Source organism: Sulfitobacter sp. 1A12779, assembly GCF_043557315.1.
GTDB classification, from domain to species: Bacteria; Pseudomonadota; Alphaproteobacteria; order Rhodobacterales; family Rhodobacteraceae; genus Sulfitobacter; species Sulfitobacter faviae.
This window is the reverse complement of sequence record NZ_JBIFFU010000028.1, coordinates 20213-30455: the sequence shown is the minus strand read 5'-3', so window position 1 is coordinate 30455 and position 10243 is coordinate 20213. Positions and strand designations below refer to the sequence as shown.

Annotated in this window: 13 protein-coding genes and 1 pseudogene; 12 read left to right on the top strand and 2 right to left on the bottom strand. The window is 61.4% G+C overall.

Going from position 1 to position 10243, the window contains the following annotated elements:
- The 3 genes and pseudogenes from ACGYLQ_RS18615 to ACGYLQ_RS18605 form a co-directional block, all read left to right on the top strand.
- Positions 1-729, top strand: a pseudogene (locus ACGYLQ_RS18615) (ISNCY family transposase); the annotation flags it as partial.
- 15 nt (positions 730-744) lie between these two features.
- Positions 745-1014 carry a hypothetical protein gene (locus tag ACGYLQ_RS18610; protein WP_271691300.1) on the top strand — a complete coding sequence of 90 codons (270 nt, stop codon included), beginning with the start codon at positions 745-747 and terminating at the stop codon, positions 1012-1014.
- Between the two features lie 681 nt (positions 1015-1695).
- Positions 1696-2442 carry a hypothetical protein gene (locus ACGYLQ_RS18605; protein ID WP_027264436.1) on the top strand — a complete coding sequence of 249 codons (747 nt, stop codon included), beginning with the start codon at positions 1696-1698 and terminating at the stop codon, positions 2440-2442.
- Between the two features lie 140 nt (positions 2443-2582).
- Here the strand turns inward: ACGYLQ_RS18605 and ACGYLQ_RS18600 are convergent, their stop codons facing one another.
- Both ACGYLQ_RS18600 and ACGYLQ_RS18595 read right to left on the bottom strand, forming a co-directional pair.
- Positions 2583-2840: a helix-turn-helix domain-containing protein gene (locus tag ACGYLQ_RS18600; protein ID WP_027264437.1), complete on the bottom strand. Its 258-nt coding sequence runs from the start codon at positions 2838-2840 to the stop codon at positions 2583-2585.
- A gap of 156 nt (positions 2841-2996) precedes the next feature.
- Positions 2997-3317 carry a hypothetical protein gene (locus tag ACGYLQ_RS18595; RefSeq protein WP_223228095.1) on the bottom strand — a complete coding sequence of 107 codons (321 nt, stop codon included), beginning with the start codon at positions 3315-3317 and terminating at the stop codon, positions 2997-2999.
- 144 nt (positions 3318-3461) lie between these two features.
- Between ACGYLQ_RS18595 and ACGYLQ_RS18590 the strand changes: the two genes are divergently transcribed.
- From ACGYLQ_RS18590 to ACGYLQ_RS18550, 9 genes are read left to right on the top strand one after another with little or no spacing between them, the layout of a single operon-like run.
- Complete coding sequence (locus ACGYLQ_RS18590) at positions 3462-3818, top strand: hypothetical protein (RefSeq protein ID WP_027264439.1); 357 nt, start codon at positions 3462-3464, stop codon at positions 3816-3818.
- Between the two features lie 43 nt (positions 3819-3861).
- Positions 3862-4482, top strand: a complete 621-nt coding sequence (locus ACGYLQ_RS18585) for a lytic transglycosylase domain-containing protein (protein WP_027264440.1) — start codon at positions 3862-3864, stop codon at positions 4480-4482.
- A complete protein-coding gene (locus ACGYLQ_RS18580; RefSeq protein WP_027264441.1) occupies positions 4479-4778 on the top strand; it encodes a TrbC/VirB2 family protein in 300 nt (99 codons plus the stop codon). Before ACGYLQ_RS18585 ends, ACGYLQ_RS18580 begins: the two co-directional genes overlap by 4 nt.
- Before the next feature lie 12 nt (positions 4779-4790).
- Positions 4791-5069 carry a type IV secretion system protein VirB3 gene (locus ACGYLQ_RS18575; protein ID WP_027264442.1) on the top strand — a complete coding sequence of 93 codons (279 nt, stop codon included), beginning with the start codon at positions 4791-4793 and terminating at the stop codon, positions 5067-5069.
- Complete coding sequence (locus ACGYLQ_RS18570) at positions 5059-7434, top strand: type IV secretion system protein B4 (RefSeq protein ID WP_027264443.1); 2376 nt, start codon at positions 5059-5061, stop codon at positions 7432-7434. The genes ACGYLQ_RS18575 and ACGYLQ_RS18570 overlap by 11 nt, the downstream gene beginning before the upstream one ends.
- Positions 7431-7598 (top strand): hypothetical protein, encoded by a 168-nt coding sequence (locus tag ACGYLQ_RS18565; RefSeq protein ID WP_169730257.1) that lies wholly within the window; start codon positions 7431-7433, stop codon positions 7596-7598. Before ACGYLQ_RS18570 ends, ACGYLQ_RS18565 begins: the two co-directional genes overlap by 4 nt.
- A gap of 10 nt (positions 7599-7608) precedes the next feature.
- Positions 7609-8742, top strand: coding sequence for a lytic transglycosylase domain-containing protein (locus ACGYLQ_RS18560; RefSeq protein ID WP_394444260.1), 1134 nt, complete (start codon positions 7609-7611; stop codon positions 8740-8742).
- Complete coding sequence (locus ACGYLQ_RS18555; RefSeq protein WP_223228094.1) at positions 8742-9569, top strand: type IV secretion system protein; 828 nt, start codon at positions 8742-8744, stop codon at positions 9567-9569. Before ACGYLQ_RS18560 ends, ACGYLQ_RS18555 begins: the two co-directional genes overlap by 1 nt.
- 10 nt (positions 9570-9579) lie before the next feature.
- Positions 9580-10236, top strand: coding sequence for a virB8 family protein (locus ACGYLQ_RS18550; RefSeq protein WP_088626511.1), 657 nt, complete (start codon positions 9580-9582; stop codon positions 10234-10236).
- The last annotated feature ends 7 nt before the right edge of the window (positions 10237-10243 follow it).

Sequence of the window (10243 nt, the reverse complement as noted above, 5' to 3'; positions counted from 1 at the left end):
GACAAGCACACGGTGTTCCGTGTCTCCAAAGAGGACGCCAAGGGTGGTGCGCGGATCACCCAGTTTGGTCGGGCGCTGAGTGAGCTGAACATCGAGATTCTCTGCGCCAATTCGAGCCAGGCCAAAGGCCGTGTCGAACGCGCCAACCGCACGTTGCAGGATCGGCTGGTCAAGGAACTGCGCATCGCGGGCATTTCAGACATGGAAGCTGGAAACGCCTATTTGCAAGGCTTCAAAGACCGCCACAACGCCAGGTTCGCCAAGGCCCCGGCCAGGTCGGACAACCTGCATCGCGCGCTCAATGTCGAGCCGGATCGGCTGGCAGATGTGCTGTGCTGGCGCGAGAACCGCTATGTCGGCAGGCAGTTAACATTCTCCTACGACCGCAAGCGGATCATGCTCGAAGAGAGTGACATCACGCGCGGGCTGGTTGGCAAATACGTGGACACCTACGCCTTTGTTGATGGCCGGTTCGAGGTGCGCTCCAAAGGCCGCTCCCTGCCCTACACAGTCTTCGACATGGATCAGCGCGTCACCCATGCGGCAATCACCAGCAACAAAAACCTGAGCGCAGTTCTGGAACACATCAAGGAGATGCAGGACGCCGCGCCGCCAAAGCCAAAGGTGCGGACAAATTCCGAGAAGATGGGTTATAAACCGAATGGGCGGCGTCCTGGTAGGCCCTCAGGATCGAAAGCCAAGAAGAAGATTGCGCAGGCGGCGGAATAGGCCAAAATCGACGGTATGACTGAGGACGAGCCAGAGATCATCTTTTCCGAATACACCCAGACCGTCACCATCGACGGGCATCACTTTGACGTCGAGATTTATAAGACCAGCATCGATCCCGGCTGGATCCTGTCAGTTGAGAACCAATTCGGCACGTTGACGATTTCAGACAATCCGCCCTTCTTTGGTGATGTCCTTGCGTGGCGTGCCTTTGAAAAGATCGTGTGCGAAGACGGCGTCAGAGCATTCTACAATCAGACCGAACAACGGAAGCTGGGTCTCTAAGCCAATCCCCGCAAGGCTTTTCAGCCCTTCGATATGTGGGGTCTCCGGGCTGCAAAGCCTTGCTACCGTCGCGCCAGTAGTGACATTCCTGCTTTGCAAACCCAGTGACATTTCTGAATGGTGTTTACACTTTCGGCGCATTGATATCATTGAATTTCGCCCTCTACCACCTCCCTGTGGGCGAAACCTTGGCGGCATCGGCTCCGCCGGTGCCGCCTCTTTTCACCGGAATGGGATTGAGTTTGCCCTGAACGACCAAACAAACGCGGCGGCCCACCTGACAGACAGATTGTACATAGTAAAGGCGATCAAGAACCAGTGAGTGTTGACAAGGAAGAAGCGGCTCCGGTCGCTCGACTCATCCGTAGTCCCGAGGGCCGAACTGTTGGCTGGGTCTATCAATGGAACACATCCGAGCTGTCCATACTCTGGCTCGGCACCGAGCGCGCTGCCGACCAAATAGATCCACTTCTGAGCAAGGACATGCTCGCTGCTGCGAAGGCAGTAGCCAACGATGCAGTCACAGATCTCCTTGAAAAGTTGTCACGTGGGCGATCGATCTCACCGGACCCGCCCTAAACCTGAAACCGCGATAAACAAACTGCGTTAGATTGACATTCTTACAATAATATACTATTGAAGCTCATAACATACGCATATCAGCCGACTGAGAACCTCGTCATGCGCAGTTTCCTTCGACATTTTACTTTTGCAACGATTGTGAGCACGGCTTCCCTCTTCGGCGCCTCGACCAAGGCTTCGGCACAGACCTACCCGATCGATTGCGCCATTCTGCTCTGCCTCTCCGGCGGCTGGCCGGCGTCAGAACCTTGCTCGCGGGCGCGTGCAGAGTTCATCCGTCGGATCACGCCCTGGCCTGTCGAGCCCCCGCTGCAGATCTGGCGTTGCCCCATGGGGGCCTCCTTCGAACCTGTAGACGATCCCGGTCGCACTCCGCGTGTCTTTGACATCCTCTTCTCCAACGCTTCTCACCTGCCCCAGAGCCTCGCAGAATCTGATCCCGAGAACGCTGGCGCCCTCTTGCCAGCCGTCCTGCGGTCGAAAGGTGTCGACCCCCTACCCCAACCTGACGGGTTCGCATTACATTTGATCCAGAACCGCGCCGATATCGACATCAGTGGGCCGGAATTCAATTTCGTCCGCTCTATCCGTGTCTATGATGTGCGCTACGCGCAGCAAGTCGAGTCCCGTGACAGTGATTGCAGCCGGTACGAACACATCCGTCTCGGAACCTATGGAACCCAGGGCGATTTTTCGTGGTCTCGTTCTTCCGTCGCGGCGTTGCCCGAGGCCCATGTCGGCTTGGAACGTTGGGGCGATCATTGTCCCTCAATCTATCACCGCTCGGTCTTCGTCGACTGGCGAGACTACGAGGGCAATTACGGGTTCGAGCAGGTGAACTACTAAGACGTTTTCCCTGCACCAAACCTGTACCAGAGGCCGTGCGTCGCAGCGCCCCGTAACAATTCGTTGTTATCATTGCCCCTCGGTCCCACCGGGGCTTGAGCTCATCACTCCATAAGAGGCGACGATCCCATCGCCTCGTCCTAAATCCGGTGATTGAGATCCGTCGCCGCCTCGGCTGCCGCCAATAGCGTAACCGGATCGATCTGCAGAGCACGCGCGAGTACGATCAACTCAACCACGTCGACCCTACGCTCGCCGCTCTCCAGACGGGCGACAAAAGACTGGTGACATCTCAGACGCAAAGCGAGCTCCGCCTGCGTTAAACCAGCCACCTTCCGCGCCGCAATCAAAGCGTCGCGAAGTGCTTCATGTCCCGAACTCCTGATCGTTTTCGCCACGTGTCACAAACCTCTTGTGACAGGGCTAATCTACTTTATAGATTATCTAAAAAGTGGATAATGAGCGTTTACATGATGATAGAGACTCCGAATTGCACGCCGCCGATACGGCGGAATGTCACAAGACGGCGGCCCTTCGAAAAGGTCGCGGCCAATTCACTCGTCCATCAATTCCAGGAAGCGTCCGTAGTCCTGGCTCACCTCGCGCGCCTCTTCGAACGCCCGGGCACGCTCCTCCTCCAAGCACCGAAAGTAGCTTTGGATGTCCCGGATGTAGAGCTCAAAGTCGCTGCGGATGAGATCGGCATAGGCTTGCGCGGCTTCGGAATCGCTTGGCACGAACGGCCTGGGCGGCGGCAAACAGGACGCGGCGGAGGCTTCACCCACCAGGCACGTGACCAGAAGTATAGCTTGTGCCACGGTCGATGTGCACAACCTGAGGGCGTCCAAGCCCCCTATTTCCTTGATCAAATGCATGGGAACCGTCTATTCGTTAATTGAGCAAGAATCCGCTTGTCGCATCAAAAGTTTATCTTGTGCGTCAATAATATATCATCGTATGACTTGGTTTCAACACCTGAAGCCCGGTCATTCGCCCTGTTGGAGAACGTGATCCGGGTGATGGACCTAGAAAAAGAAGCCCCGAATGTGGTCACCGAACCCAGATTCCGCGATCTGGTCGCCAGCGGCTATCGCGTCGAAGTTGTCTGCAAGGAAGACGCCTTCAAGAAAGGCCCCAACTGGCATGGGGTCTGGATCATGCGCGCTGTCAGCGACGACGGGATCGAGAAACTTCTGGTCACGGCCCGGACCCGAACCTCGCGCAACGACATCAAGATCCGCGAGATCAAGACCGTCACCGGGGTCATCTCCTTCCTGCAAGGGATCGGTTTCTCGCACGCCGACGTGCCCCTGGAAGAGGGCAAGCGGACGGTTCAGAAGCTTTCCAGCGAAGAGATGGCTGCCAGCCGGGCTTAGCGCCCTTTTCTTTTCCTCCCTGGGCCTCCCGGCATCGGCAGACATGGTCCTGGTGATGGCGGGGGATGGCTCTCTTTCGCCGTCGCGCGCTCAGGAACGGTTCGCGCGCAACTACAATGACGGGGTCGGCGTTGGCTCGACCTCAGACGGGTTGCGCATCCTGGGCGAGGAGAGCCGCACCGAGGGACGTGAAGGGGTGCGCGTCGCGGCGGTGACCCCTCGCGCGCTCACGCCACGCCCGGATATTCTCGCCGCGATCGAGGAGACCGGACTGCGCTATGCGAGCCACCCTGGGCTCCGTGCAGCCGATATCACCGTCACGGACTGGCTCCACCTCTATCGCGCCAATATCGAGATCGAGAGCGCGTACAATCCACACGCCGTCTCCCATGTCGGGGCGGTCGGGCTCGGGCAGTTGATGCCCAATACGGCCCGGGCACTTGGCGTCGACGCTCATGACTGGCGGCAGAACCTCGACGGCTCCGCGCGTTACCTCGCCTTAATGCTGGCCGAGTTTGGCGATGCGCGCCTCGCGCTCGCCGCCTACAATGCCGGGCCCGACGCTGTGCGCGAGCATTCCGGCATTCCACCGTTTCGAGAAACCCAAAACCACGTCCAGCGGGTGCTGGCCGTCTTCAACCGGCTGGAAGGAGCGTCCCCATGAAGCCAATGACGAAATCCCTGATCACCCTCGCCGCTCTCCTCATCGTTTCGGCAGAACCGGCCCTGGCCCAGAGCATCGACCTCTCCCCGATTCAGAGCTTGCTTCAGGGCATCGTGGACGCGCTGACCGGGCCGCTTGGCGTCGTCATCGCCACCCTCGCGGTCCTCGGCGTGTTCCTCAGCTGGTTTTTCAACATCATCGACCTGCGCCAGGCCCTCTGGGTGATGGTCGGCATCGCCGGCGTTGCAGCAGCGCCGACGATCGTTGCCGCCGTCTTTGGTGGTGGTACGCCGTAAGGGGTCGACAACGTGGCAGAGCGATCCCCCCTCTTCCTGGGCCTTGTCCGCCCGCCAAAACTCCTTGGCCTGCCGATCATGTATGCCATGGTCTGGCTCTTCGGCTCGGTGCTACTCTTCGTCTGGGTTCAGCACATGGTGGTGCTGGCGGTGGCGGCAGTGCTCTATCCGGTCCTCTGGAAGGCGGCGGATTGGGATCCACGCTTCATCGACGTGATGATGACCGCGCTTCAGGAAACCCCGCCGACACGGAACCGCTCCATCCACGGGGGCGACAGCTATGCGCCATAGTGAAGCCCTGCACGAGACCGTGGACGAGCGCACCCTCATGCCGGACTGGTATGCCCGCGAGAAACGCCTCGCGCACATGCTGCCCTATGTCAGCCTCGTCGATGATCAGACAGTCCGCACCCGGGTCAACGAACTCTTCCAATGCATCCGCCTGAGCGGGGTGAACAGCTACACCACGGACGACGCCTATCTCGACAAGGTGACGGCGCTCTTTGCCCGGATCATCGCGCAGCTGGGCCCCGAGTTCAGCTACTACGTGCACAAGGTCTCGAAGTCGATCACGCCGGACCTGCTCCCGGTCAAGGGGGACGGCTTCGCTCACGCCGTGGATGATGCCTGGCGCGCAAAGCTGGCCTCGGCAGGTCTCCGGGACAAGACCCTCACACTCACCATCATCCACCGCCCGCCGCCCAGGAGTTTTCTTGGCTTCGTGAACCGTTCCGCACCGGAGCGGTTCAAGGAGGAGACCGCGAAACGGGTCCGGCGGCTCAAAGAGGCAGTCGGGGTTTTCACCTCCGGCCTGGCGGAACTCAAGCCCCGCATCCTTTCAGCAGACTCTGGCGAGTTGGTCGGGTTCCTCGGCGCGCTCAACACCGGCCGCGAACTGCCGCTCTATCCGGCAAACCGCTACGGGTTTCTCGCCTACAATGTTGCCAATACCCGGGTCACGTTTCTGGAGGATCACTTCGAGCTATCCGATGGCGTCGTCGGTCATCGCTACGGCAAGAGCTTCACCATCGGCGAATATGCCGAAGGCACCACTTGCACCATGTTCGACATGTTGAACCTGCCGGTCGACATGATCGTCACCCATTCCTTCACACCGATCAATTCGAACCTGATGGCGGGCCGGATCAAGCGGCAGAAACGCCAGATGCAAGCCTCGCAGGATGCCGCGCTCTCGCTCCTCGAAGCGCTCGACATCGCGCACGATGATCTCGAAGCCAAACGCCAGAGCTTCGGCGAACACCACATGGTCGTGACCGTCTTTTGTGACAGTCTCGACGAGTTGCAAACCCTCGGGGCCGAGATCGTCAACGCCGCGGCCGCCGAAGGCGTGAAGATGATCGGCGAGCGGATGGCCGCGAAATCTCACTACTTCAGCCAGCATCCGGGCAACCAGCCAAAACGGGTCCGCGCCAGTGCCGTCACCAACCGCAACTTTGCGGACTTCGCAGCACTTCACCGGACGCAACTCGGCAAGGAAAAACACCAGCTTCCCTGGGGCCAGGAGATTACACTCTTCCCGACCCCGGAGCAGAGCGCCTACCGGTTCTCCTACCACGAGCAGGGCAGCCCCGAGACGGAGCCCACCAGCGGCCACACCCTCATTCTAGGCCGCCCCGGTTCCGGCAAGTCCGTCCTCTCGGCCTTCCTCATGACGCAAGCCCGGCGGGTCGGCGCGCGCATCTTCGTTTTCGACTACCGGCTCGGGATGGAAATGGCCGTCCGCGCCAATGGCGGGCGCTACGCCTCGATCAAGGCGGGACAGGCGACCGGCCTCAACCCGCTCTGGACCGAGATCGATGAGCGCGGCACGGCCTGGCTTTCGGATTGGCTCGCCTCCTTGCTCTACCGCTCCGACAAGCCCCTGACCCCGGCGCAAACGAACCGCATCCAGGAGGTGGTCCGCCAGAACGCCACAGCCACCAACCCGGCCTTGCGGAACTGGAAGGACTTCGCCTCGCTCTTTGTCTCGACCGACGACAATGGCGATCTTCACCAGCGGCTTCTCGAATGGACCGAGGATGGGCGATACGGCTGGATTTTCGGCCAAAGCCTGGAGGACACTTTCTCGCTTGATGGCGACGTCGTGGGGTTCGACCTGACCGGCATTCTCGACAGCGAAAGCGAGAAGGAGCGCATGGCGGTGCTCTCCTATCTTTTCCGCCGGATTGAGCGAGAGATCGAGGACCGGCGTCCCACCATCATCGTGATCGACGAGGCATGGAAGGCGCTCGACAACCCATACTTTGCCGAACGGCTCTCGAACTGGCTGGTGACCGCCCGGAAACAGAACACGGTCGCGGTGATGATGACGCAATATGCGAGCCAGCTCGAACGCACGCGGACCGGCAAGACCATCGTCGAGGCGGTGCCAACCCAGATCCTGCTCCCCAACATCCGGGCGCACGCCTCGGATTACGCGATGCTGAACCTCTTCGAGAAGGAACTCGACGTGCTCCTGAACACCGGCAGCGACAGCCGCCTCGCGCTCATCCGTGACGACGGTGGCTCGGTGGTGGTCGATGCCGACCTCTCCGCCCTCGGCCCCCTCCTCACCATCCTCGGCGGCATGGAAAAGGGCGAGGCCCTCGTCGGCCCCGACTACCGCGACCGTCCTGATTTCTGGAGGCTCTCATGATCCGACCCCTTATCCTCCTCGCCGCGCTCGGCGTTCTCTCTTCCTGCGCCGAATATCGCGAACCCAAGGCCAACTGTTTCGCCTTCCGCGCCTCGCTCTACCGCGCCGAGCCGGATTGCATCTTCACACCCATCGGAAACGCGGAAGACGGCGTTGAGGTCTAGGGTCGCACATATTCTCCTGGCGGCTCTCCTGTCGGCAGCCGCGCTCGCCCAGGGCGTTCCCACCAACGATTCCGGGCTGACGGCCCGCGATATCGTCGAGACGGGCGACCGGGACGCCGACCTCGCCGTCCAGCGTGAGAAACTCATCGTCGAAGAGTTGCTGACCGAGATCGAACGGGAACAGCTCGCCACGCTGCGCGCCATCCTCGACGCGCAGACGAGCTTCGGTGGCCAGGGGCTGCCGGGCATGGTCGCAGACCTCGAGGGTGGCGGCAGCGATCCGGACCGGTCCGCGGAGGCGGTCTATGGCTCCGGCGATGTCGATCCCAATCCGGGCGGCGCGGGTATGTTCGGGGATGCGGCCGAAAACATCGAGCAGCTGATCATCCGGGTCGCCCAGGAGACCCACGGGCAACCCGGGGTCGGGCGGGCCGGTCTTTCCGTCGTGCAATGGCGCGCCCTCCTGCAGGCGCTCATCTGGCAGGAAAGCCGGTTCTCCATCGGCGCACGCTCGCCTGTGGGCGCCTTCGGCCTCACCCAGATCATGCCGGGCACCGCGAGCGATCTCGGTATCAACCCGGAATACTATGAAAGCCCCTACCTGCAGGTGACAGGCGGCGCGCGCTACCTCGCGGCGCAGCTCGCCACCTTTGACGGCAACATCGTCAACGCGCTCGCGGCCTATAACGCCGGTCCGGGCCGGGTGTTCGAATATGGCGGCGTACCGCCCTTCAAGGAGACCCGGCACTACGTCAGGGTCATCCCCGAACGCTACAATCTCTACCTCGCGCGGATCGGTGGCATCGAGGCGCTCGGCACGATCGACCCTGCGCTTCTCGCCAATGCCCATCTCTCGCTCAGCGGATTCGGGGCCGCCTTTTACGGCAGCAATTCCCCCACCGCCATCCGGCAAGCCGCCTTGCGCGTCCAGGACATCGTCACCCGGATCGGCGGCACCGAGGACCTCCAGGAGAGCATGGCGCTCAATACCTATGCCCGCGCCGAACTAGTCCGGCTGATGGCCGCACGCATTCGCCTGAAAGCCGCACGGACCCGGCCGCTCAGTGCCGCGCAACTGGCCCAGGCCGCGGCCCGCATGGTCGAGAACGAATTCATGGAGTTCACATTGGAGGATCTGGATTGATGCCCCGCAGAATGTTCATTTCAGCACCACTTCGCACGTTGACCCTGGCCAGCGTCTTGGCGCTTTGCTCGCCTTTCGTGACCAATCCCCCCGTCCTGGCCCAGGGCGTGCCGGTCGTGGACACCCAGAACATCGCCCAAAACATCCAGCAGCTCCGGCAGATGATCGAGGACGAGATCCTGCAAAACGAGCAACTCGTGCAGCTCCGCGAACAGCTTGCCACGCTTACGGAGCAGCTCGCCGAGCTACAACGAACGTATGAGGCGCTGACCCGTCTGGCAGAGCTGCCCGAGATCATCCGGACACAGATGGAGGACGAATTGAACGGTCTCCTGGACCAGGAGTTCGGCGATATCATCGCCACCATTGAGGCGATCAAGACGGGGGATTTCTCCGGGCTCACCGGATCCGGTGCCAGCGAGATCGAAACCCAGATGGACCGGGTGCTGGCCGATCTCGGCTTCGACGAGGACACGCTCTCGGAAATGGCGCGCAGCGGCAATCCCGGGGCCGAGCGCGTGGCGACACAGGCCACGACCGGCGCGCTGGTCTCGGCCGCCGCCCAGAACAGCTACGAGGATGCCGGGCAATCGCTCGAACGTGTCGACCGGCTCGTCGGGCTTATCGATGACATGGATGAGCTCAAGGAGAGCGTCGATCTCAACACGCGGGTGACGGCAGAGCTCGCCATCGCGCTCGTCGCCATGTGGCAGCTCGAAGCGATCCAGACCGTAGGAGATGGCACCGGCGGCGTGATCGATGCCGCCACCATCGCCGAAGAACAACGCTTCATGGAGTTCACACTCCCGGAACTGAATGCGGATTGAGGACTGATTGTTGGACGAAGAAACCGCCATCATCGAGGAGGAACTGGTCTACGGCGCGCTGAGACGGGAACGGCTCTGGCAGCGCCTGGGACTTTTCGGCCTCGGCTTTGGCATCCTGGGCTGCCTCAGCGCGGCCGCCGTGTCCATCCTCGATGTCGATCCGCCCCCTGTAGTGGTACCTTACGATCCCGCCACCGGCTTCGCCCTCCCCGAAGCCACCGTCGGGGCCACCACCGTCACCGAGAACCGCGCCATTATCGAGGCGGAGGTCTTCCGCTACGTGACCGACCGCGAGGTTTACAACCAGCTCGACAATGACGTGCGTATCCGCAGCGTGTTGCGCCGTTCGGACCGTGCCGCAGGGGCCTCACTGCGCCAGATCTGGAATTCGGCCAATGCCGACTATCCCCCGACCGTCTATGGACCCAACGCCCGCCTCGACGTGGAGATTCTCAGCATCAACCTGATCGGCAACAACCGGGCCACGGTGCGGCTTCGCAAGCGCCTGACGTCGATTCAGGGGGTTCAGGCGGGCCTCTTCACCGCGACGCTCCTCTTCGAGTTCCGCCCGGAAGAGAGCCGCTCCATCGACCAGGTCTGGACTAACCCGTTTGGCTTCACGGTCGTCGAATACGCGATCCGTTCGGACAGATTGGAGAACCAGTAAGTGCGTT

Bases quoted from the DNA above. Each gene is read 5' to 3' on its own strand.
- ACGYLQ_RS18610 (WP_271691300.1), top strand. From the start codon at position 745: ATGACTGAGGACGAGCCAGAGATCATCTTTTCCGAATACACCCAGACC.
- ACGYLQ_RS18605 (WP_027264436.1), top strand. From the start codon at position 1,696: ATGCGCAGTTTCCTTCGACATTTTACTTTTGCAACGATTGTGAGCACG.
- ACGYLQ_RS18595 (WP_223228095.1), bottom strand. From the start codon at position 3,317: ATGCATTTGATCAAGGAAATAGGGGGCTTGGACGCCCTCAGGTTGTGC.
- ACGYLQ_RS18590 (WP_027264439.1), top strand. From the start codon at position 3,462: ATGGACCTAGAAAAAGAAGCCCCGAATGTGGTCACCGAACCCAGATTC.
- ACGYLQ_RS18585 (WP_027264440.1), top strand. From the start codon at position 3,862: ATGGTCCTGGTGATGGCGGGGGATGGCTCTCTTTCGCCGTCGCGCGCT.
- ACGYLQ_RS18580 (WP_027264441.1), top strand. From the start codon at position 4,479: ATGAAGCCAATGACGAAATCCCTGATCACCCTCGCCGCTCTCCTCATC.
- ACGYLQ_RS18570 (WP_027264443.1), top strand. From the start codon at position 5,059: ATGCGCCATAGTGAAGCCCTGCACGAGACCGTGGACGAGCGCACCCTC.
- ACGYLQ_RS18565 (WP_169730257.1), top strand. From the start codon at position 7,431: ATGATCCGACCCCTTATCCTCCTCGCCGCGCTCGGCGTTCTCTCTTCC.
- ACGYLQ_RS18555 (WP_223228094.1), top strand. From the start codon at position 8,742: ATGCCCCGCAGAATGTTCATTTCAGCACCACTTCGCACGTTGACCCTG.